Source organism: Serratia grimesii NBRC 13537 (assembly GCF_001590905.1).
Lineage (GTDB): Bacteria > Pseudomonadota > Gammaproteobacteria > Enterobacterales > Enterobacteriaceae > Serratia > Serratia grimesii.
In genome coordinates this window covers 15106-35458 of the sequence record NZ_BCTT01000022.1, presented here as the reverse complement: position 1 = coordinate 35458, position 20353 = coordinate 15106, and the positions used below count along the sequence as shown (strand labels likewise).

At 52.1% G+C, this 20353-nt stretch carries 24 protein-coding genes, 1 pseudogene and 1 riboswitch; of the genes and pseudogenes, 15 read left to right on the top strand and 10 right to left on the bottom strand.

Translation table 11 applies throughout. The annotated features are described in order from the left end of the window. The first annotated feature begins 302 nt into the window (after positions 1-302). The 6 genes and pseudogenes from SGR01S_RS22810 (at position 303) to arsH (ending at position 4258) form a co-directional block, all read left to right on the top strand. Positions 303-950: a dual OB domain-containing protein gene (locus tag SGR01S_RS22810; RefSeq protein WP_061549663.1), complete on the top strand. Its 648-nt coding sequence runs from the start codon at positions 303-305 to the stop codon at positions 948-950. Further along, a complete protein-coding gene (locus SGR01S_RS22805; protein WP_045895885.1) occupies positions 951-1403 on the top strand; it encodes a DUF488 domain-containing protein in 453 nt (150 codons plus the stop codon). Further along, entirely contained in the window at positions 1400-1966 is a 567-nt protein-coding gene (locus tag SGR01S_RS23990) for a DUF4326 domain-containing protein (protein WP_065189914.1), read from the top strand. Before SGR01S_RS22805 ends, SGR01S_RS23990 begins: the two co-directional genes overlap by 4 nt. Before the next feature lie 374 nt (positions 1967-2340). Further along, positions 2341-2937 (top strand): annotated as a pseudogene (locus SGR01S_RS24090) (ISNCY family transposase); the annotation flags it as partial. A 269-nt stretch (positions 2938-3206) separates the two neighbouring features. After that, positions 3207-3539: an ArsR/SmtB family transcription factor gene (locus SGR01S_RS22790; protein WP_001549890.1), complete on the top strand. Its 333-nt coding sequence runs from the start codon at positions 3207-3209 to the stop codon at positions 3537-3539. A gap of 5 nt (positions 3540-3544) precedes the next feature. Further along, a complete protein-coding gene (gene arsH, locus SGR01S_RS22785) occupies positions 3545-4258 on the top strand; it encodes an arsenical resistance protein ArsH (protein WP_025801347.1) in 714 nt (237 codons plus the stop codon). Between the two features lie 57 nt (positions 4259-4315). Here arsH and arsC read toward each other — a convergent pair whose 3' ends face one another. From arsC to SGR01S_RS22770, 3 genes are all read right to left on the bottom strand, one after another. Further along, positions 4316-4744 (bottom strand): glutaredoxin-dependent arsenate reductase, encoded by a 429-nt coding sequence (gene arsC, locus SGR01S_RS22780; protein WP_001549888.1) that lies wholly within the window; start codon positions 4742-4744, stop codon positions 4316-4318. Between the two features lie 49 nt (positions 4745-4793). After that, the gene (locus SGR01S_RS22775) at positions 4794-6077 is read right to left on the bottom strand and encodes an arsenic transporter (RefSeq protein ID WP_001549887.1); all 1284 of its coding nucleotides are present in this window, start codon (positions 6075-6077) and stop codon (positions 4794-4796) included. 95 nt (positions 6078-6172) lie between these two features. Further along, positions 6173-6526, bottom strand: coding sequence for a metalloregulator ArsR/SmtB family transcription factor (locus SGR01S_RS22770; RefSeq protein ID WP_001549886.1), 354 nt, complete (start codon positions 6524-6526; stop codon positions 6173-6175). A gap of 483 nt (positions 6527-7009) precedes the next feature. Here SGR01S_RS22770 and SGR01S_RS22765 point away from each other — a divergent pair, with 483 nt between their 5' ends. Both SGR01S_RS22765 and SGR01S_RS22760 read left to right on the top strand, forming a co-directional pair. After that, positions 7010-8488: a SulP family inorganic anion transporter gene (locus tag SGR01S_RS22765; RefSeq protein WP_001549885.1), complete on the top strand. Its 1479-nt coding sequence runs from the start codon at positions 7010-7012 to the stop codon at positions 8486-8488. 18 nt (positions 8489-8506) lie between these two features. Next, a complete protein-coding gene (locus SGR01S_RS22760; protein WP_004118529.1) occupies positions 8507-9334 on the top strand; it encodes a universal stress protein in 828 nt (275 codons plus the stop codon). A gap of 71 nt (positions 9335-9405) precedes the next feature. Here the strand turns inward: SGR01S_RS22760 and SGR01S_RS22755 are convergent, their stop codons facing one another. Beyond that, positions 9406-10602, bottom strand: a complete 1197-nt coding sequence (locus tag SGR01S_RS22755) for an MFS transporter (RefSeq protein ID WP_001549953.1) — start codon at positions 10600-10602, stop codon at positions 9406-9408. 380 nt (positions 10603-10982) lie between these two features. Then, a riboswitch (Fluoride riboswitch) is annotated at positions 10983-11053 on the top strand. 77 nt (positions 11054-11130) lie between these two features. Between SGR01S_RS22755 and crcB the strand changes: the two genes are divergently transcribed. Further along, the gene (crcB, locus tag SGR01S_RS22750) at positions 11131-11505 is read left to right on the top strand and encodes a fluoride efflux transporter CrcB (protein WP_004118534.1); all 375 of its coding nucleotides are present in this window, start codon (positions 11131-11133) and stop codon (positions 11503-11505) included. Between the two features lie 274 nt (positions 11506-11779). Next, positions 11780-12928: a Na+/H+ antiporter NhaA gene (nhaA, locus tag SGR01S_RS22745; RefSeq protein WP_011977829.1), complete on the top strand. Its 1149-nt coding sequence runs from the start codon at positions 11780-11782 to the stop codon at positions 12926-12928. Positions 12929-13281: 353 nt separating this feature from the next. On the opposite strand, the gene SGR01S_RS22740 is transcribed toward nhaA, so the two are convergent. From SGR01S_RS22740 to SGR01S_RS22715, 6 genes are all read right to left on the bottom strand, one after another. Next, the gene (locus SGR01S_RS22740; RefSeq protein WP_004118538.1) at positions 13282-13614 is read right to left on the bottom strand and encodes a DMT family transporter; all 333 of its coding nucleotides are present in this window, start codon (positions 13612-13614) and stop codon (positions 13282-13284) included. A gap of 131 nt (positions 13615-13745) precedes the next feature. Then, entirely contained in the window at positions 13746-14303 is a 558-nt protein-coding gene (locus SGR01S_RS22735) for a recombinase family protein (RefSeq protein ID WP_004118540.1), read from the bottom strand. Positions 14304-15027: 724 nt separating this feature from the next. Beyond that, complete coding sequence (locus SGR01S_RS22730; RefSeq protein WP_000780222.1) at positions 15028-15309, bottom strand: helix-turn-helix domain-containing protein; 282 nt, start codon at positions 15307-15309, stop codon at positions 15028-15030. Next, positions 15290-15619: a type II toxin-antitoxin system RelE/ParE family toxin gene (locus SGR01S_RS22725; protein WP_032442682.1), complete on the bottom strand. Its 330-nt coding sequence runs from the start codon at positions 15617-15619 to the stop codon at positions 15290-15292. The genes SGR01S_RS22730 and SGR01S_RS22725 overlap by 20 nt, the downstream gene beginning before the upstream one ends. A gap of 862 nt (positions 15620-16481) precedes the next feature. Next, positions 16482-17183, bottom strand: a complete 702-nt coding sequence (locus SGR01S_RS22720; RefSeq protein ID WP_255212247.1) for a RepA family replication protein — start codon at positions 17181-17183, stop codon at positions 16482-16484. A 459-nt stretch (positions 17184-17642) separates the two neighbouring features. After that, entirely contained in the window at positions 17643-18002 is a 360-nt protein-coding gene (locus tag SGR01S_RS22715) for a helix-turn-helix domain-containing protein (RefSeq protein ID WP_034950652.1), read from the bottom strand. Positions 18003-18252: 250 nt separating this feature from the next. Between SGR01S_RS22715 and SGR01S_RS22710 the strand changes: the two genes are divergently transcribed. The 5 genes from SGR01S_RS22710 to SGR01S_RS22690 all read left to right on the top strand — a co-directional run bounded on the left by SGR01S_RS22710 (position 18253) and on the right by SGR01S_RS22690 (position 20348). Continuing rightward, entirely contained in the window at positions 18253-18708 is a 456-nt protein-coding gene (locus SGR01S_RS22710) for a transcription termination/antitermination NusG family protein (RefSeq protein ID WP_009309974.1), read from the top strand. Positions 18709-18779: 71 nt separating this feature from the next. Continuing rightward, entirely contained in the window at positions 18780-18995 is a 216-nt protein-coding gene (locus SGR01S_RS22705) for a hypothetical protein (protein ID WP_004178170.1), read from the top strand. Positions 18996-18999: 4 nt separating this feature from the next. Continuing rightward, a complete protein-coding gene (locus SGR01S_RS22700; protein WP_004178172.1) occupies positions 19000-19218 on the top strand; it encodes a hypothetical protein in 219 nt (72 codons plus the stop codon). A gap of 117 nt (positions 19219-19335) precedes the next feature. After that, a complete protein-coding gene (locus SGR01S_RS22695; protein WP_004178175.1) occupies positions 19336-20046 on the top strand; it encodes a lytic transglycosylase domain-containing protein in 711 nt (236 codons plus the stop codon). Further along, positions 20043-20348 (top strand): TrbC/VirB2 family protein, encoded by a 306-nt coding sequence (locus SGR01S_RS22690; protein WP_012457109.1) that lies wholly within the window; start codon positions 20043-20045, stop codon positions 20346-20348. The genes SGR01S_RS22695 and SGR01S_RS22690 overlap by 4 nt, the downstream gene beginning before the upstream one ends. Positions 20349-20353: the final 5 nt, after the last annotated feature.

The window sequence follows — 20353 nt, the reverse complement described above, 5'->3', positions numbered from 1 at the left end:
GCCTTTCCCGTTAGCCAGTGCGATAACAGCAGTCATATCATCCCCTATATAAATATTTTCCTATAAAAATAGGTAATACTGTAAGTCTAATCCAGACCTCACCATCAGTAAATATTTTTATATAAAAATATAATAATACCCCCCCCCCTTGATGTGTGCATGGAGGCCACTGATAACAAGCCAATCAGAATCCATGTAAAACTTTGTTACATATGGATTGAAAAGTAAGATAGATCTGATATATGTAGCAATGATTAAGGTTCTGCCTAGCGACTTCTAATGGAAAAATGTAAGGGAAGAAAATGAGAACAATTCATCAACTACTTTGTCTTGCTAAATCTTGGAAAAATGGAGGATTTTGCATTGCAGGAAAAAATGATAATAATCAATGGGTAAGAACAATTACAGCAAATCCTATTAATAACGCTATATTCCATCATGGAAATGCCATCCAACCCCTAGATTTTTTCCAAGCAACAACCATTAACCATGCCCCTCAAGGACACCAAACAGAGAACCACATCATTGATGAAAACGTGACTTTTACTGTTAATGGGCATTGTGCTGCTAATGATTTAGATGATTATGTGGATACGCCTGCAACTCTATGGGGGACAGGAACAAGCAGTAACTACGGTGTAAATGACAAAATCATTATTGGACAGAGTGTGGTAAATAATTCACTCTACCTGATCAAGCCTGATGATACGGTGATAGTACAGATGCAGAATGAGTATGGTACTGATAAACTGAGAATAAGGTTCACCTATAACTCTAATGAATACTTGCTAACGACTACAGATATGGGAATACAGAACTATTTCAGAGATGAAAACAACAGGTTGAATGATGGCGAAGAGGAAGAACTTGATGGAGTCTCCTATCTTACTATCAGTCTAGCCGAACCACTGAATGGAAACTTATATAAAGTAGTAGCTGGAGTATTTTAGATGGAACATGTAAACATACATACAATAGGTTTTACAAAAAAGACAGCTGAGCATTTCTTTAACGCATTAAAGAAAAATGGCGTCATCCGAGTAATAGATACAAGATTGAATAACAATTCCCAGCTTTCCGGTTTTGCAAAGGCAAAAGATCTTGAGTTCTTCTTAAGAAAGATATGTAACATAGATTATGTATACAGATCAGAGTTAGCCCCAACAAAGAAAATTCTAGATGATTATAAAAATAAAAACATCACTTGGGAACAGTACTCATATGAATATTTAAATCTTATGGAACAAAGACTTATATCATCGAAGTTATCTAGTGTTGATGTGGATAATGGATGCCTTCTTTGCAGCGAAGATAAGCCACATAATTGCCATAGAAGACTTTTGGCAGAGTATTTAAAACAACAATGGTCAAACCAAAAAACTGATATCAATCATATACTATGAGTGTACTTTTTTTAGAATATAGTAAAGAGTTCAATTGCTTTAGTAAATTTAAAAGGAAATTGGACTTTTTGACTAAAAAAATAAGCATATCAGAGATAATTTTCATCTCTGACCCTAGAGGATTTATCAGAAAAATTTCTGAAGATAAGCAATTTCGAATTCGTGAGGTGAATTCTGCCGAAGATGCTGAATATGCAATTATTTTTAGAGACAAACGTCAAGATATTGGTGATTTTAAATTACCTGAGAATGCAAAAGTAAAAGTTGTACTTTTAAATCTGACGCTGGTTGTCAATAAAGACAGAGGTGATAAATTTGATGTATATATAGGCAGAGGTACGATATGGGGAAATCCTTATCAAATAGGCGTAGATGGGGATAGGGATGAAGTAATAAGAAAATTCAAATATGATTTTGATAAAGAATTTTTAAAACCCTTTGATAATATTGATAAAAATGCATCATCTCTTAAGGGAAAGGTTATTGCGTGTCATTGCAAGCCATATGCATGTCATGGGGATATCATAGCCGATTATATAAACTCCCTTGATGACGGGGAATGAGATTTGATACATGCCTAATTCAGGGAAAGCGCTTTTCTGAAAAGTTGAGTTTTATCGAGGTAATGAAAAAAAGATCTAAAAAAATAAAATGTTAAAAATGTTACACAGATATTTAAATTTAACAAAAAAATTACATGCATTTTTTATAGCTAAACTGCACATAAAAAATATAAAAAACGCATTTTCAGATAGTTAGTGGCTTGAGATGACTCTTTTTGTATAGAAACACTTCTATTTAACATAAAAGGCATTTGGCGAACCAAATTTGTAGCTCCCATATTCTAATGTCACTTTCTACCCATTTAGAGATGTCACTTTTTCTGGCATAAAGGATTGAACCTTGTTGCCGTGGAGACATCAGGATGCTTGTGACCATGTCAGATAAAGAGCTAAACCGAATCAACGTTATTCAGGCAGTTATCGATAAACGCATGCGTCGCCGTGATGCAGCCCATCAACTTAACCTCACCGAACGACAGGTTCAGCGCCTGATGAATCGTTATCGTGAGTCTGGCGTTTCAGGATTAGCCAGCCTTCGCCGTGGCCAACCAGGTAATCACCGGATTCCAGAATCGCTTAAATTGCGGGTTCTGGCGCTGTTGCGCGAAAAATACAGTGATTTTGGACCAACTCTCGCCGCAGAAAAACTCAGTGAACGACACGATATTTCAGTATCCGTCGAAACGTTGCGTAACTAGATGATTGCTGACGGATTGTGGGTTCCATACTCACGCCGTAAACCACGTGTATATCAGCCCCGTTATCGCCGTGACTGCCTTGGTGAGTTAGTACAGATAGATGGCTCACCTCACGACTGGTTTGAAGGACGCGCTCCTAAATGCTGTCTTCTGGTGTTTGTCGATGATGCCACCGGCCGCATAATGCATCTTCGTTTCGGTGAAACCGAATCAGCTTTTGACTACATGATTGCTACCCGTGAATATATTGATAAACATGGTAAGCCGTTGGCATTTTAGGGGTCTGAGGTCCAACCATGCGAAAAACCACGTTAAGAAAGCAACCTTCTGAAAAGGCGACGTTTATCAGTTTTTTTTCCGGCCATAAAGGGGGCGGAAATTATTCCCTGCACGGGTATTCGCAAGGATTTCGGTAGTGCTCTGGCTCTGCCCCCCATAACCTGGCGGACAGAGCATGATTGGGAAAGCGGTACCCTCACGGCAGAAACGATTGACGCAGGCTATATTTCTATTATTCTGGAAATATAGATAAAGGAGGTATTATGGATTTAAACACTGCTGCAAACGCACTTCGAGAACTGGGCCACCCGACACGTCTCAGCATATACCGGGAGCTGGTCAGGGCGGGTCATGAAGGCCTGCCGGTTGGCGAACTGCAGAAGCACCTTGAGATTCCTGCCTCCACGCTCAGCCATCATCTTTCAGCGCTGATATCCGCTGGACTCATAAGCCAGGAACGGCAGAGTCGTACCCTGTTCTGCAGGCCCTGCTATGCGCAGCTTGAGCAATTGATGGCCTTTCTGACAGAAGAATGCTGCGCAGGCGGCAGCTGCAGTCTGTCACCCGCAAAGACTCCCGAAGAGACCCCATTGTGAACAACCTGACTGATGCCCTGAAAAATATCGATCCGGCCCTCCTGGACGCGCCGCTGACGGAAGATAAGCTGAAGGCCAGAGAGATAACGCATCCGCCCCGCATCCTGATGCTCTACGGCTCGCTGCGGGCGCGCTCTTACAGCCGGCTGACAACGGAAGAAGGTGCCCGGCTGCTGACGGCCATGGGCGCGGAGGTGAAAATTTTCAACCCGTCCGGCCTGCCACTGCCCGATGATGCGCCGGAGACGCACCCGAAAGTGGCTGAGCTGCGGGAGCTGGTTCTCTGGTCGGAAGGCATGGTCTGGTGCTCTCCGGAGCGTCACGGGGCCATGACCGGCATCATGAAGGCCCAGATTGACTGGATACCGCTGACGTCAGGCGCGGTCCGCCCGTCACAGGGAAAAACCCTGGCCGTCATGCAGGTCAGCGGCGGCTCACAGTCGTTCAACGCTGTAAATCAGATGCGTATTCTTGGACGCTGGATGCGGATGATCACCATCCCGAATCAGTCATCCGTGGCAAAAGCCTGGGCCGAGTTTGATGAGGATGGCCGCATGAAGCCTTCTTCGTATTATGACCGCATAGTGGACGTCATGGAGGAACTGATGAAGTTCACCCTGCTGACGCGCGGTCGCAGTGATTATCTCACCGACCGCTACAGCGAAAGGAAAGAGAGTGCCGCGCAGCTTTCTGAGCGGGTCAACCAGCGCAGCATATAAAAAAGCCGGCAGATGCCGGCTTTTTCCACACTGTTATGCCCGCAGCCTGGTAAAAAATCAGTGGCTGACGCGGTTCCCGTGCTCATCAATGACGGCTTCGCCGTCCTCTTTGGTAAACGCGCCCTGCTGCGGGTCCGGCAGTATGTCCAGAACCACTTCGGAGGGACGGCACAGCTTCGTGCCGAGCGGTGTCACTACCACCGGGCGATTAATGAGGATCGGATGAGCCAGCATGGCATCGAGCAGTTCGTCATTGCTGAAGCGGTCTTCTGCCAGGCCGAGCTGTTCGTACGGTTCGGTATTTTTGCGCAGCAGGTCGCGCACGCCGATGCCCATATCCGCAATCAGCTTCTTCAGCTCATCGCGTGACGGCGGCGTTTCCAGATACAGAATAACCGTGGGTTCGGCGCCGCTGTTACGGATAAGCGCCAGGGTATTGCGGGATGTCCCGCAGGCCGGGTTGTGGTAAATGGTAATGTCAGTCATAAGCGGTACTCCGTAAAGGGGCTGCACGGGCGCAGCCCCGGGGTTAAAGTTAAACAGACAGGCGCAGGGCCAGCGCGGCCAGCGTGACAAAAAGCACCGGCAGGGTCATCACGATGCCCACGCGGAAGTAATAGCCCCAGCTGATGGTGATGTTTTTCTGTGCCAGCACGTGCAGCCACAGCAGGGTTGCGAGGCTGCCGATAGGGGTTATTTTCGGGCCGAGGTCACAGCCGATGACGTTGGCGTAAATCATCGCCTGCTTCACCACGCCCTGTGCGCTACTACCGTCAATCGACAACGCGCCAACCAGCACGGTGGGCATGTTGTTCATGACGGACGAGAGTGCCGCCGTCAGGAAGCCGGTGCCGAGCGTTGCGCCCCATACGCCGTGCTCTGCAAACCGGTTCAGGGCGGCGGAAAGGTAATCAGTCAGTCCGGCGTTACGCAGTCCGTATACCACCAGATACATGCCCAGCGAAAAGATAACGATCTGCCAGGGCGCGCCTTTCAGCACCCTGCCGGCGTCAATCACGTGTCCTTTGCGGGCAACCAGCCAGAGAATAAACGCCGCCACCGCCGCCACCAGGCTGACCGGCACGCCGAGCGGCTCCAGAGCAAAAAAGCCAACCAGCAGAAGAACCAAAACCACCCAGCCAGCCTTAAAGGTTCGTGCATCCCGGATGGCTTCCCGCGGTGCCTTCAGCTTCGCCAGGTCATAGGTGACCGGGATGTCCCTGCGGAAAAAGAGATGAAGCATCACCAGCGTGGCCGCAATGGAGGCAATGTTCACCGGCACCATGACGGATGCGTACTCGCTGAAGCCCAGCGTAAAGAAGTCAGCCGTTACGATGTTCACCAGGTTCGATACGATGAGCGGCAGGCTGGAGGTGTCAGCGATAAAGCCCGCTGCCATCACAAACGCCAGCGTGGAGCCGGGAGTGAATCCCAGCGCCAGCAGCATGGCAATAACGATCGGCGTCAGAATTAGCGCGGCTCCGTCATTGGCAAACAGCGCCGCCACTGCGGCACCCAGCAGAACGATATACGTGAACAGCAGCCGGCCCCTGCCGCCTCCCCAGCGGGAAACGTGCAGCGCGGCCCACTCAAAAAAGCCGGACTCATCGAGCAGCAGGCTGATAATGATGACCGCAATGAACGTGCCCGTGGCGTTCCAGACAATCTGCCAGACCACCGGAATATCACCGATGTGCACCACGCCGGTCAGCAGCGCCAGCGCCGCACCGATGACGGCACTCCAGCCAATGCTCAGCCCCTTCGGCTGCCAGATGACCAGTACCAGCGTCAGGATGAAAATCGCACCTGCCAGAAACATACCCGCTCCTATTGAATACAAATGCCTGTTAAACCGGACTGATAAATTTTCGATGCGTAATATATTCGATAATCCAGATATATACCGGTAAATTTTTAAATGCAGACAGGCTTGCCGTTGGTGGTGGCGTTATCGCGTTCAGCCTGCCGGCTGAGCTGGCGGATATCATCCCGCTGGCAGAGATAAGCCTGTTCGATAACCGCCGCTGCCCACGCCGGCATATGAGGCGACAGACGATAGTGGATCCATTTTCCGTCCCGCCGGTCGGTAAGCAGCCCGTTTTCTCTCAGCAGAGCCAGATGCCGTGAGATTTTGGGCTGAGTTTCTTTCAGCACGGACGTAAGTTCACAGACGCAGAGCTCCCCTTTTTCGCGTAGCAGCAGCACGAGGCTGAGTCGGGTTTCGTCGGAAAGGCTTTTAAAAAGCTGCAGGGGGGACACGGGTGGCATGGTGACTCCTTATTGTGACTGACCTGAGTGTACCTGTGAAACTTTCTCCGTCAAATTTATATTCACTTAATCATATGTATGTGCGAACGCCGGACGAGCCTGAGCATGCAGAAGGACTTTCCGTCCGGATGCGCCTGACCGGCATTCCATGAACAGCGTTTTTGCCCTGCGCGTTGACCCCGTTAACAATTCGTGTAGAGTAAAAAGCGCTTTTTGCCGTGGTTCATCTGCCCGGCGGGCATTTGTGGCCGGTACTGAACGTCTGTTCATCCGGTCTTTCTGATTACCCGCGCTGCTCTGTCAGCCGTGAAGGAGTGATAAACACCACCATGCGTCTTACGCCACCCTGAGTCGTACCCCTCCTCTGTCGCACTGAATAAACTTCGGCGCGCACTCAAAAACATCCCGTCTGCGGATGTGCTTTTTCGTACGTAAAATTTTTGCCCTCACGGGCTGACCGTAATCAAAAACTGAGAAATGACTATGCTGCTGTCCTCGACGCGTAAGGACTGGCTGGGTAACGTCCGTGGTGACGTCCTTGCCGGTATTGTGGTCGCGCTCGCGCTTATTCCCGAAGCGATCGCCTTTTCCATCATCGCCGGAGTCGACCCGCAGGTCGGGCTCTACTCTGCGTTCTGTATTCCCCTGGTTATGGCCTTCCTCGGCGGCCGTCCGGCAATGATATCGTCCGCCACCGGTGCGATGGCGCTGCTGCTGATCACGCTTGTAAAAGACCACGGCCTGCAGTATCTGCTGGCGGCCTCGGCGCTGACCGGCGTACTGCAGCTGGCGGCCGGCTACCTGAAGCTGGGCAGCCTGATGCGCTACGTCTCCCGCTCGGTGGTCACCGGTTTCGTGAACGCGCTGGCCATCCTGATATTTATGGCGCAGCTGCCGGAGCTGACCAACGTCACCTGGCACGTTTATGCCCTGACCGCTGCGGGCCTGGGCATCATTTATCTCTTCCCGTATCTGAACAAAACCATTCCCTCGCCGCTGGTCTGCATCATCGTGCTGACCGCCATTTCCATGTGGCTGCACCTGGACGTGCGCACCGTGGGTGACATGGGCAAACTGCCGGACAGCCTGCCGGTGTTTCTGATCCCGGATATCCCGCTTAACCTCGACACGCTGATGATTATTCTGCCGTACTCGGCAGGACTTGCCGTGGTGGGGCTGCTGGAGTCGATGATGACCGCCACCATCGTGGACGACATGACCGACACGCCGAGCGATAAAAACCGCGAGTGCAAGGCGCAGGGCGTGGCCAACATCTGCACCTCCTTTATCGGCGGCATGGCGGGCTGCGCGATGATTGGCCAGTCGGTGATCAACGTCAAATCGGGCGGGCGCGGGCGGCTTTCCACGCTCACCGCCGGCGTGGTGCTGCTGCTGATGGTGGTGTTCCTGCGCGACTGGGTGTCCCGGATACCCATGGCGGCTCTGGTGGCGGTGATGATCATGGTCTCCATCGGCACCTTCTCCTGGCGCTCCATCAGCAACCTGCGCAGCCATCCGCTGTCAACCAGCGTGGTGATGCTGGCCACCGTGGTGGTGGTGGTGGCGACCGATAACCTGGCGTTTGGCGTGCTCACCGGCGTGCTGATTGCCTCGCTGAACTTCGCCACCAAGGTCGCCCGCTTTATGGCGGTCTCCTCTGAGCTGAAGGACGACACCCGCACCTATACCGTAGCCGGCCAGGTATTCTTTGCCTCATCCGATCGCTTTATGAGCCACTTCGACTTCCGTGAAGCGGTGGAGCGCGTGGTGATTGACGTAACGCACGCCCACTTCTGGGATATCACCTCCGTGAGCGCGCTGGACCGGGTGGTTATCAAGTTCCGTCGCGAAGGCACGGAAGTGGAGATCAAGGGTATGAATGACGCGACCCGCACCCTCGTTGACCGCTTCGGAGTGCATGACAAGCCTGAAGAAGTGGAAAAGCTGATGGGTGGCCATTAATTTACTGGAGAAAGCATCATGAATAACACCGTTATTGCCTGCGTTGACGGCTCGCCGTCAACCCGGCCGGTCTGTGAGTATGCTGCCTGGGCAGCCGGTAAACTTGGCGCGCCGCTGGCGCTGCTGCACGTGCTCGAAAAGAGTGAGACTCCCGCCGTGTCTGACCTGACCGGGAGCATTGGTATTGACAGCCGGGAGCAGCTGACCGAAGCGCTGGTCCGCGTCGAGGGTGAGCGCAGCCGGCTGCTGATGGCGCAGGGCAAGGCCGTGCTGGCCGGCTGTGCGGAGCTCCTGAAGCAGACCGGACAGCCGGACGCACAGCTGCTGCAAAAGCACGGCGCACTGGACGAAATCCTGGCGGAGCTGGGCGAAGTCCGGCTGATGGTGCTGGGGCGCCGCGGGACGCAGAATCAGGTAGGCAGCCATCTGGAAAGCGTCATTCGCCTGCAGAAAAACCCGGTGCTGATTGTGCCGGAGACGTTTACGCCGCCGGCGCGGGTGATGTTTGCGTACGACGGCAGCAGTGAGAGCCGTAAAAACCTGACGCGCCTGACGGTCAGCCCGCTGCTGCACGGCCTGAGCTGTCATATCGTGATGGTCAACGGTGACATGTCAGCCCTGCAGGATGCGCAGGCTGTTCTTCAGGAAGCCGGTATCACGACCGAGACACGCCTGCTGGAAGACGAGTCCGTAACCGGGGCGCTGTGCCGCTACGCGGACGCCCATGATATCGACCTCACGGTAATGGGGGCCTGCGGGCACTCCCGGTTACGGCGATTCTTTATTGGCAGCCACACCACGGAAATGCTGTCTGAAAGCCGTCAGCCCCTGCTGATGCTGCGATGAAACAGGCGGGCCTGATATCAGGCCCGCCTTCACAGGGGAAAGAGGATGACGGGTATGAAGGTAAAGGCGCGTTATTGCGGCGCATCCGTCCTGATACCGGTGGCCAGCAGGCTGGCGCCAAGAATGTAGACCAGGCAGAACAGGGCCTGAAGATGCAGGGTGACATGGTTATCTATCAGCACGCCCATGATTACCGGGGATGCCCCGCTGGCAATCACCGTCCCTGCCTCAACCGCCGAGCGCACCCTGGCCAGCTGCGCCGGACCAAACAGCTGTACCCAGAGCGCGGTGGCAAGCGTTGAGGCAATGGCCGACGATACGCCGGTCATAATCAGGTAAAAAGGCGTCACCCACTGACCGTTGCTGAGCCATAGCGCCAGCATGGCCAGGGCCTGTGGCATCAGAAACCACGGCAGCAGCCTGCGTGGTGAGAGCCGGTCAATCAGCGGGCCAAACGACAGCAGCGATACCGCCTGGGTAATGGCATAGGCAATAAACCATACCGCCACCCACGACAGCTCCCAGCCTTTCTCCTGTGCCAGCCTCGCCTGGTGGAAGAAGAAGCCGGTGGTGATAAAGGGGGAGGCCAGCACGACAGGCAGCGCCAGCAGCAGGTTGCGGTTTCGCCATACCGGCGCCTCTTTTTCTTTCTCCTCACCCCGCTTTCTGAACGTACGCAGCGGCTTCTCTTTCCCGCGGGGCAAAAACATCAGCGCGACCCCCACGCCGGCAACAAGCATTCCGGCATTGATGCCCCAGGCAGCGCGCCATCCCGTCAGCGCGCTTATCTGCACCGCAATCACAGGAAAAACGGCCTGCGCCAGCGAGAGCCCCAGCGCGATGGCGCCGAGCGCCTTGCCTGCATCAAGGGGGAACTGGCGCGCCGTTGCGGTCAGCGCAGTATGCACCATCAGTCCCTGGCCGCCGAGGCGCAGAAAGTAAAACCCGATGCACAGCATCCACGCCGCCTGTGCGCCGGAAACCAGCAGGCAGGCCGTGAGCAGCAAAAGGGTGACCGCCAGCGTGAAGCGGCGGGTCGTGGTGTAGTCAATCAGCCGTCCGGCCCAGGTCAGCGTGATGGCGCTCATCACCGTTCCGATTGCGTACAGGCCGCCCAGTCCGCCGTCGGTGAGCCCAAAGGCCTCACGAAAATCCTGCCCGTAAAGTGAGACAAAATAGGTCTGTCCAAAGCTGGACATGGCCATCAGCATCGCACCGAACGTAAGGTGAGAGGCGTGATGAAACATAAACCGAAAAAGCTGACGCATGAATATCCCTGAAGGCGGGCTGCAGCCCGCCGATTAATCACGACGTGTCCGTACCGGCTGCTGCGGACACGGCGCCTGCGTCCCTGAAGCAGGTACACGCGGGTTCACCGTGAAAGGTGGCAGTCCCGTAACGGATATGAGAGAACGGTACCCGGCGCGGACTGGCTGTCGCGGCAGGCTCTCTGATAAAGGACGGGCGAAGAGAAACTCAGGGTGGCGTAATGTGCATGACTCACAGTCAGATATAAAATGCTGCCGAAACGATAATTTTTAATGCTCTTCAGGTCAAGCCTGAAAACGGGCTCCTCATGCCCGCCGCAGGGGGAGTCGCACAAAAACAGTGGATAGCCGCTTGATTAACGCCCGTGACCGGGCCAGAATTGCGGCGAGGTGATGGCGTTCCACCTTACCCAACCGCTTCCCCTGAGAAGCTGATGACGCCTGATATTACTCCCCTTTAACCGGGAGTATGTCAGGCCGCCCCGTATCATCAGCCTGCATACTCCCTCTGACACAGAGGTAAACCCCGTGAAATCTTATCTGGCCATTATCATTGGTGGATCCGCTGGCTGCCTGATCCGCTGGCTGCTTGGCGCACGCCTGAACAGCCTGTTTCCTGACCTGCCACCGGGCACGCTGGTAGTGAACCTTGCGGGCGGATTTATCATTGGTGCGTCGCTGGCCTGGTTCATGCGCCATCCTGACCTGGATCCGGCCTGGCGATTACTTGTTATCACCGGGCTGTGCGGTGGGCTGACCACGTTTTCCACGTTTTCCCTGGAAATATTCTCACAGCTGCAGTCCGGTAATTATTTCTGGGCGTTTACTTCACTGCTGGTACACGTAACCGGCTCCATTCTGATGACTGCCCTGGGTTTTTTTGTCGTCACATGGCTGCTGTGAGCGTGTGGCTGATGACGGATAAAAATGCCCCTGCCTGCGGCAGCTTTACAGGGCTTTACCTCTTCCGCCTGAAGCGGGCCGGACGTTATGATAAAATTAACGTCACGCTAATTCGTTAATTTATCAGCAATTAATTATCGTATTTTTTATATCTTCAGCGTAGCTCAGCCGGCTTATCCTCTGATAACCAGCGGTTGTATATCAGGGGAAGGCCTGTTTTTTTTGAATAAAGGGAGGGAGTGTGTCAGAAATCCCAGACAGAAATAAAAAGAGGATGTCAGAAGTGCCATCTGCATTTTTCAGCTCGCCCGCAGCCGGCGGCATCGTGCTCATCATCGCCTCAGCAGCCGCTATCATCGTGGCTAACTCTCCGCTCAGGGAGGGATATGAGGTATTCCTGAAATACAACGCCGCCGGCCTCTCCGTTGAGCACTGGATAAACGACGCCCTGATGGCCGTGTTCTTCATGATGGTCGGCCTGGAAATCAAGCGCGAGCTTCTCACCGGTCAGCTTGCCACCTGGGGCCAGCGCGCGCTGCCGGGATTTGCCGCGCTGGGCGGGATGGCCGTGCCTGCGGCCATTTACGTATGGTTTAATGCGGGCAGCGATGAAACCCTCGCTGGCTGGGCAATTCCTGCCGCCACGGACATTGCCTTTGCGCTCGGGGTACTGGCACTGCTGGGCAGTCGCGTACCTGCCTCGCTGAAAATTTTCCTGTCGGCGCTGGCTATTCTGGACGACATGGGCGCAGTGGCTATTATTGCGCTCTTCTATACCAGTAATATTTCGTTTCTGATGCTGGCCGGTGCGGCGGTCACGGTTGCTCTGCTGTTTATCATGAACCGTGCCGGGATTACCCGGCTGTTTCCCTATCTGCTGGCGGGGGGCGTGCTGTGGTTTTTCATGCTTCAGTCCGGGGTGCACGCCACCATCGCGGGTATCCTGCTGGCGCTCTTTATCCCGCTGCGGGTAACCGATCCGGATAAACAATCCCCTCTTGCCCGGCTGGAGCACGGCATCAATCCGTGGGTGACGTTTCTGATACTGCCGCTGTTTGGCTTCGCAAATGCGGGGGTCGCGCTCTCCGGTATGACGGCTGATGACCTGATGTCGCCGGTACCGGTCGGCGTTGCGCTGGGCCTGTTTGTTGGCAAGCAGGCGGGCATTTTCGGCCTGTCGCTGCTGGCCGTCAGCCTGGGCCTGGCAAAACGGCCTGAAAAAAGTACCTGGCTGCAGGTTTACGGCGTATCGGTCCTGTGCGGAATAGGGTTTACCATGAGCCTGTTTATCGGCAACCTGGCGTTTGCAGAAAGCCCCCTGTTGGTGGACGAGGTCAAGGTGGGGGTACTTGCCGGCTCTGTACTGGCAGCACTGGCGGGTATGCTGATACTGCGCTTTTCTCCTTCGCATCCTTCCCGGTAACGCATTCGGGTCCGGAAAATCCCCGTGATGACGGGGATTTTTATTTCCCTGCAAACTTATTAATCAACAGGGCCACCTTCATTACCGTCGGCATTTATTCAGGTGCTTATCATCACACTGGTGCCCGCATTTATAGTTTGCCGAAAAAATTCGCACCGTTAATCATGCAGGTACAAACAAAAAGCAGTCTTTTTGTCAATCATGGCAACTTTTCCTGGCCGCCCCCGGTTATGTCGGTTCTCTCGCCTGTTATTAATGTAGCGGGTAATGTCCCATTTCAAAAAGGGGAAAGGGAGAGGCATGCTGATGTCTAAAATCAGAATGCCCCCGGAGTTCTGTTTATGGATGAGAACCTACAGCTGCTTGTGTCCTGCCAGAATTTTCAGGCCAATGATACCCGCCAGAATCAGTCCGAAACAGGCAATGCGTAACAGGCCCTTATCTTCATTTAAGTAAATTATTCCGTACGCTGCTGTCCCTAAAGCACCAATCCCGACCCAGACCGCATAAGCGGTTCCTACAGGAATAGTCCGTGTTGCCAGGGACAAAAAGTACATGCTCACACCGATAAATGTCAGGCAAAAAATACTGGGGTAGATCCGGGTAAATCCCTCAGTCCGGAGCATTGACGCGGCATAAAAGACTTCGGCTATGCCGGCAATCACCAGATACATCCATCCATTCATAAAACTCCTTTAACGGCTCATCAAAACCAGCAATATTGTGGGCAATGTTAACTCTGTTTTTAAGCAGGGGATCATCAGCATCAACCGCGAAACCCTTTCCGGCACAGGAAAAAATCGCTGCCTGCGTCGGGTTAACTGCCTGGGCCCAGTTTTTTTAACCTGAAATAGGTGGCCCTGGATATGCCGGTTTTCTCCATCACCAGTTTAATGGGCGTTTCGTGCCGGATAAGCTCCAGTGCGGCGGCCGATTTGTGATGAGGTTTCCGTCCAAACCTGACGCCTGCCGCCATGGCGATGACCCGGCCTTCGTTTGTGCGCTCCAGGATCCGCTCCCGCTCAGCTTCAGCAACGGCAGCAAGGATCTGAATGACCATTTTACCCATCGTGCCTTCAGTACTCAGTCCATTCTCCAGAAACCGGATGGCTATTCCCTTTTTATAGCAGGCATCAACAATGTGGATCATATCCGCTGTGTTGCGGCCAAGCCGGTCCATTTTGGTACACATGATAATGTCATCTTTTTCGGCACGGGCAAGCAGCCGTTGTAACCCTTCACGTTCGTCCGTGGCGCCCGACATCATGTCAGTAAAAATCCGGTCATCTCTGACGCCTGAAGATTTCAGCTCCATGATCTGCGCCGTCAGTTTCTGATGGCTCGTTGATACCCTTGCATATCCCAGTAATGCCATATTGGTCTCACAAATCGATACTGATACTGCGTAGTATCATAAAGCATAAAACACGATTTTTGATACTCATGTAAGCACGCACTTTAAAAGGTCTCAAAACTTATAATATTCGAGACTAAGGGGCGATTCGGAAATGAGTAAGAAAGCAAAAATTGGGTACCTGGGCAGTCATATGGCCACCCAGGATTTTTTTAGAGATAGCCGAGGCACTTCGCAATGCAAGTAACCAGGCCGGTAATGGACCAAATTACTCGAGCTGCATCCACTTTTATCTCAATGTTCAGATCAATATTCATCGCTTTAGCTCTGATATGATCTGGGCGCCCAGATATTTAATCTCTGGTGTATTTAGACTGCCCTGACCTTGGACAGTTCGTGGTTTACGTAACCGGTATTGTTCCCACGTTTCGAGCTTTCCAGAACGAACTTCAACCCTCACCATCGGCCCTGCCAATGACAAGTTTGCCCACAAGGCAGTCTCGGAGATTCTTTTCGACCCATCAGCAACTTATGCCTAAGTCACCGGCGGCTTGCATGCCACACATTGAACATTACAGGCCAATTAGCACCGTGTCACCGGGTGAAGATGTAAAGATTATGTATAAAAAGATTGGCTTAGAAGTGACATTTCAACTTTGGCGAAATAGGTGACATTTTAAACTTGCTTTAACAAAAATTTTGGGGCTGACCGAAACAAAAAGGCCAGCCCCGGAGGGCTGGTTGTTCAGTACAGGGCAATGACAGGTTTTTTGATGCCGCAGGCGTGAGCGTAGCGGGTCAGTGTGTCGATGCTGGCTTTGGTGATGTTGTTTTCCAGGCGGGAAATAACCGGAGGTGTAACCCCCATGCGTTCAGCAACCTGCGCTTTTGTCAGGTTGTCATGTTTACGCCATTCCGCAAGTAGCTCTCTGAGCTTCTCCTTGCGTTCTTCTTCCTGCCATGCAGCGCGATATTCATCGTCCTGCATCCACTCGTTATGCAGTTCTTTATGACTTACCAGTTTCATTAAGTACCTCCGCTAACCGCTTTTTGGCGAGATCGATTTCTTTCGCTGGCGTTTTCTGTGACTTCTTGATGAAAACCCGGAGCATGATGATGGTATTGCCTTTGTGGTATACCCAGATGCCCCTGGCTATGTCCGTCCCCATCGTGCGGATCTCAAACAGTCCATCGCCCAGGGGCTTCGTATCCGGCTCCCGCAGTAATCGGGCGTCATACTCCAGTTTGCCGATGAGACGGTCAAACTTCACCCTGATTTTTACGGGTAATGCTGTGGCTTCTTCCCTGGCTTCCGGGTGATAAACGACGCTAAACATATGACCTCCCATTTCCATTAATATTAACCTATAGGCTAATTTCAGGCAAGGCAAAATTAACCTGTAAGCTAATATTGTTGGCAGTTATCGCGGCTACCGGTTACTACCCTGTTAGCGTGAGTTTTCGTTCCACTGAGGAACGGGGATTTATGCGCGTCAGCGCATGTAAGGCGGCAGGATGAAATGACGGGTAGCACTGAGGGTTAGCCGCCGATACCAATGAGGGATCGAAAGGGATCGCCTATCCATCCCTTCACCCTGTAAAGCCATACCCACTAAAAGCGGCTCAGAGGCTTCTGTGCGCGGTCGGAGTGGTCACAACAAGGCGAAGCCGCAGTTGGGGCGTATCTCCGCGTTAGCGGGTCGTCAGAGCCGCTTACGAGCGTGTTAGCAAATCGTTCAGCGATATTTGCTGACGCATCCGGCGTGGCCGGATTTGTCTAATCCCTCGACGGCTAACAGGCGAGCTGTTAGCCCTCTCACGATTCCGATCTAAATGCCCCGCGCTTTAGCGTGGGGAGCTACTTTTGAGGCGCTTGCGCCGATGTTGTTCGGTTATCCACTTTTTAAAGGGGATAACAGTAAGGTATATATATTTTTTTGGTTTATCTTTTATTACGTAAGTAATTAAAAGATAAACCAAAAGAGTAATTGCGGCATATCGTTTGCACTTCATTATCACTTACCCACAAGCTATACAGCAGTTGTGGGGGGCTACGCCGGAACCGCCGAAAAATCCGTCATTCCGATAGGAGGGATGATTTGGATTTCGGAAATTATTGTACGTTAAGGCTGTTTTTTGTACTGAGGTTTATTGCAGACGTGCAGAATCCCCGCCAGCTAAAGCGGTAGTAGGCGGGGATCAGGCAAAGGTTAGGGAGTAGTATTCCTGTTTACGCTGGCGAGCTACTTCACGCTTCGCTTTCATCCTGGCTAACCCGGCAGCGGCTTTACGCGTCCAGTTCTCAACCTTGATAGCGATTAACCGGACATCCCCGGAGGATATGATTTCATTCGGGTCGGCCTTAAGTAGCCTGGCGCGTTCCCGGTAGACCTGTTTCAGCGGAACGCCGAGAATGGCAAAGAAATCCTCTGTAACCTCGATGTGCTTGCAGGCGCAACGGGCATCATAAGGATTGAAGGGGGCTTTTTCTGAGATAATGGCATTGAGCCAGGAGAGGCGATCACATCCCCGGCTGGCACGTGAAATAGACTTGTGACCCGCATCACTGCGCGTCGCAAGTCCGGCACGTTCGGCCAGCGTTTCAAGGTTATGTATGGTTTGCCAGTCCCTTAAATCCAGATCGTCAAGGATGGCCAACATCAGCTCGCAAAGAGCCTCAAGCCCGAACTTGTTCGCTTCATTGACCCAATACTTGTTGTGCCGGATGCGGCGCCGAAGTTCGTTTTTGATTTTGATACGCCCGGCTTCGGTCGCCAGCGACTTAATCCACCGATTGAGGAACCGGCGACGCTTGCGCGAGGCAACGTTATAACAGGGGCTTTGCTTTGCGACGCCCGTAGGTGATACGGACGATTTGAGAGAGAGACTCTTATCAGTCACACCCGCCCGCACTTATGGCGAGTCTGAGGGGTTGTGTTAGGTTATGCATTTGCTATAATCCTTCACAGGCCAGCGCCTGCTTTTGGACCCCCTGATCTCTGTCTCTCCCGCCAAGTTGAAGCAGATTTCAGGGGGTTTTTGCATTCAGGGGTTGAGCTTTCGCTTCACCCCATCCCTGGACGCTATTACCGGGAACGTCCCACCCGCATGAATACTGTAAACGTCGGTAAATTACCACGACGTTACATTAGGATCAATTATCTCGCCAAAGATCCCGCAAAAAACCACTCTATTTTATTACCAAAAATCATAAAGTTGTATGAATCTCAATAACATTGAGACTATAAATATAGATCATCCTCCCATCGTTACCCTATCTATTTAAAACACGTAACCCCTGATTTTTACGCAAATTTTTTGTGTAGAAATCAGGGGTTGGACAAGCGAAGCGCGGCAGGGTTACGGGCGATGTTTCAGGCATTCTGTAAGCTGGGCGACCAGTTTTCGTGCGTCATCAAGTTGTTCCGCCATTTTTCGCGCCTCGTCAGCAATGCTTCCGTTTGTTGGCTGTTTTCCATTCTTGTGCATTTCCAGCAATATTTTTGCAGTGACATCATTCACTGTATAAAAATAATACTCTGGATATCCCAAAACATCTGCAATCTTCTGCACCAAGCTAAAGGGCGGCTCGGTTCGACCTATCTCATAACTTGATAGACGGGAACGAGTGCTAACCCCTTCAATTCCAATCAATTCTGATAATTTTTCTTGAGATAGACCTACTGCTTTCCGGGCTTCTTTTAATCGCTTAGGCACCATATTTACCCCCCCCTTTTGGGAAGGCTCATCTTACAAGTCACAAATCACTCAAATGTTGTGATATTGAGTGATGGTTGATTTTGAATGATTTAATGTTATTATCATTAGCAGTTCTTGATGTTGACACCCCGAAGTGGCTGTATAAAATACCAGGTGTAAATTTATACAGTTAAGCTATGAGTACGCGCTCTAAGTTCCGCCAACTTAGGACGGCGGAAAATGGGGGCTTGTGCCCATTAGGGAGGATCTTATGTATGAATGGTACGTTTTATACTGCAACAATCAGGATGTTGAACGCATCACCCGAAGAGTCGAGGGACTGGATGTCGAGGTGTTTTGCCCCCGCTATATCAAAGTAACGCCACGTAAGGATTGCCGGGCGGTACGTCAGGAAGAGAAGGTGCTGTTTCCTAATTATCTTTTCCTCTGCTTTGACGTCAACATAACGCATACATCGACTATCACATCAATTCCGGGCGCGCATGGTTTTGTCAGCTTCGGTTCAACACCCTGCACCGTCCCCAAATCAGTGATAACAGCGATTGAATGCGCCCGTCTGATGGCGCTCAATCCTGATGAAGATGCTATCGAGTGTCGAAATATTGCCCCGGACTTGCTGGCAAAAATTCAAGAACTCTCTCTGATAAGGTCTCCGCTCCAACGCCAGGTAGCCTTTTCAAAACTACTCCAGAACCAATACCACTAACCACAATCTGACCTCCCTTGCACCGCAGGCTTCATAAGCTGCGGTGCTTTTTTCATAGGAGTTTTTACCTCATGCCGAAAAGCGTACCAGGCAAATCAAGCACGGCTGTTATTTACATCGGGCAAAAGCGCTATCAGGAGTTAGCAAAGCAAGCCCGTGAAATCAGCTACCTGTCTGAATCAAATATCCGGCCAAGCACCTTTCTCCAGTTCCTGATGGATGAATTTGGTGAGCAAGCCCGTACCGAGCTGCTCCGGCAGCTACTCGCAGAGAAACAAAAGGAGTAATGCAATGAGAAAACCCACCTATAACGTGTACGTCACGCAGGAAACCCAGCCCGACGAGAACGGCGAAAAAAATACGTACTGGACGAAAGTCGGTGCGGCCTTCGCACACAACGGCAAGCCGGGGCTGAACATCATGATCACGCCCGGTATTTCCGTTTCCGGCAAGCTGGTACTCCTCGAACCTAAAGATGACGCAGCGCCGCAGGCTGCTCCTGTGAGTTAAAACAGGGAGACAGCACAATGAATCAAGACAATACCAATGCCTGGCTTGCGTTCGCAGGCTGGTTGTTCGTTCTGTTCATCATCTGGCTGATCACCATTTTTCTGTTCTGAGGTTGCCATGCTTTCCACCACTGCTTTTCTGGCGGTGGCTATGCAGTGTGCCGCCACCGTTCACCCTTCTACATCCCTCGATGTGGCAAGAGTGGAGTCCGGTTACAACCCCTATGCCATCGCTGAGATCGTGCCTAAGCCCGAACGAAAACCCGGCGATAAAGGCTTTATTACTCACATGCCAAAAAGTAAGGAGGATGCAGTCAGCATCACCAATCAGATTGAGGCGAAAGGTCGCCGCTACTCTGTTGGCCTGATGCAGATAACCAGCACCAATTTTAAGCGTTACGGCGTCACCGCTACTGACCTTTTCAATCCCTGCATCAATCTTTCCGTCTACGAAAAAATCATCACCGACTGCTACCAGCGGGGCGGCACCCTGAAAAGGGCGTTGAGCTGCTACTACTCCGGCAATTTCAGTACCGGACAACAGCAGGAACCCGCTTTTTCAAAGACGAGCTATGTACAGCGGATTGGCTACTCCCCGGCGGATACCCGCTATGCCGTTCCCGGCACCCGCGATGATATCGCAACCCCAGCGGCCACCCTGAAAGCTACGCCTGTGGACGCGCCGACGCGCCCGCGCGTGGTGTGGCCGGGGGCGATCGTTCGCGGCGTTCCGGCTCAACTCCGCCAGAAAAAGGCGGCCACCGTCTATTACCCCGCGCAGGTTGTGCGCGGAAATCGCGATGTAACAACGAAAGAGGAAGAAAAATGAAACTTTTCAGTAAGGTAAAGGAATTAATCAGCCGTGCATCTGCTTATGTTCTGGCTCCGGCCATGAGCGTTTTTGCTGCCAGTCCGGCGTTCGCTGATGGTTTTAGCCGGGCAAATACCATCATGGAGAAGGTATCCAGCGGGCTGCATGGTCTGGCGGCTATCACGATCACCGTGGCCGTGATCTGGATTGGCTATAAGACCCTGTGGAAAGGCGAGAGCCTGTCGCAGTGCGGCTACATCATCATTGGCGGCATTTTAATTGGCGGAGGCAGTGAAATCGGCGCTCTGCTGATGAGCTAAGAGGC

What these genes read in the sequence shown, in the direction of transcription:
- SGR01S_RS22690 (WP_012457109.1), top strand. Translation starts at nt 20,043, where the DNA reads ATGAAACTTTTCAGTAAGGTAAAGGAATTAATCAGCCGTGCATCTGCT.
- SGR01S_RS22740 (WP_004118538.1), bottom strand. Translation starts at nt 13,614, where the DNA reads ATGAATGGATGGATGTATCTGGTGATTGCCGGCATAGCCGAAGTCTTT.
- SGR01S_RS22790 (WP_001549890.1), top strand. Translation starts at nt 3,207, where the DNA reads ATGGATTTAAACACTGCTGCAAACGCACTTCGAGAACTGGGCCACCCG.
- SGR01S_RS22760 (WP_004118529.1), top strand. Translation starts at nt 8,507, where the DNA reads ATGAATAACACCGTTATTGCCTGCGTTGACGGCTCGCCGTCAACCCGG.
- SGR01S_RS22730 (WP_000780222.1), bottom strand. Translation starts at nt 15,309, where the DNA reads ATGAAACTGGTAAGTCATAAAGAACTGCATAACGAGTGGATGCAGGAC.
- SGR01S_RS23990 (WP_065189914.1), top strand. Translation starts at nt 1,400, where the DNA reads ATGAGTGTACTTTTTTTAGAATATAGTAAAGAGTTCAATTGCTTTAGT.
- SGR01S_RS22775 (WP_001549887.1), bottom strand. Translation starts at nt 6,077, where the DNA reads ATGTTTCTGGCAGGTGCGATTTTCATCCTGACGCTGGTACTGGTCATC.
- SGR01S_RS22705 (WP_004178170.1), top strand. Translation starts at nt 18,780, where the DNA reads ATGCCGAAAAGCGTACCAGGCAAATCAAGCACGGCTGTTATTTACATC.
- SGR01S_RS22755 (WP_001549953.1), bottom strand. Translation starts at nt 10,602, where the DNA reads ATGCGTCAGCTTTTTCGGTTTATGTTTCATCACGCCTCTCACCTTACG.
- SGR01S_RS22765 (WP_001549885.1), top strand. Translation starts at nt 7,010, where the DNA reads ATGCTGCTGTCCTCGACGCGTAAGGACTGGCTGGGTAACGTCCGTGGT.
- SGR01S_RS22700 (WP_004178172.1), top strand. Translation starts at nt 19,000, where the DNA reads ATGAGAAAACCCACCTATAACGTGTACGTCACGCAGGAAACCCAGCCC.
- SGR01S_RS22770 (WP_001549886.1), bottom strand. Translation starts at nt 6,526, where the DNA reads ATGCCACCCGTGTCCCCCCTGCAGCTTTTTAAAAGCCTTTCCGACGAA.
- nhaA (WP_011977829.1), top strand. Translation starts at nt 11,780, where the DNA reads ATGTCAGAAGTGCCATCTGCATTTTTCAGCTCGCCCGCAGCCGGCGGC.
- SGR01S_RS22715 (WP_034950652.1), bottom strand. Translation starts at nt 18,002, where the DNA reads ATGGTGCCTAAGCGATTAAAAGAAGCCCGGAAAGCAGTAGGTCTATCT.
- SGR01S_RS22805 (WP_045895885.1), top strand. Translation starts at nt 951, where the DNA reads ATGGAACATGTAAACATACATACAATAGGTTTTACAAAAAAGACAGCT.
- SGR01S_RS22735 (WP_004118540.1), bottom strand. Translation starts at nt 14,303, where the DNA reads ATGGCATTACTGGGATATGCAAGGGTATCAACGAGCCATCAGAAACTG.
- SGR01S_RS22695 (WP_004178175.1), top strand. Translation starts at nt 19,336, where the DNA reads ATGCTTTCCACCACTGCTTTTCTGGCGGTGGCTATGCAGTGTGCCGCC.
- SGR01S_RS22710 (WP_009309974.1), top strand. Translation starts at nt 18,253, where the DNA reads ATGTATGAATGGTACGTTTTATACTGCAACAATCAGGATGTTGAACGC.
- SGR01S_RS22810 (WP_061549663.1), top strand. Translation starts at nt 303, where the DNA reads ATGAGAACAATTCATCAACTACTTTGTCTTGCTAAATCTTGGAAAAAT.
- SGR01S_RS22725 (WP_032442682.1), bottom strand. Translation starts at nt 15,619, where the DNA reads ATGTTTAGCGTCGTTTATCACCCGGAAGCCAGGGAAGAAGCCACAGCA.
- arsC (WP_001549888.1), bottom strand. Translation starts at nt 4,744, where the DNA reads ATGACTGACATTACCATTTACCACAACCCGGCCTGCGGGACATCCCGC.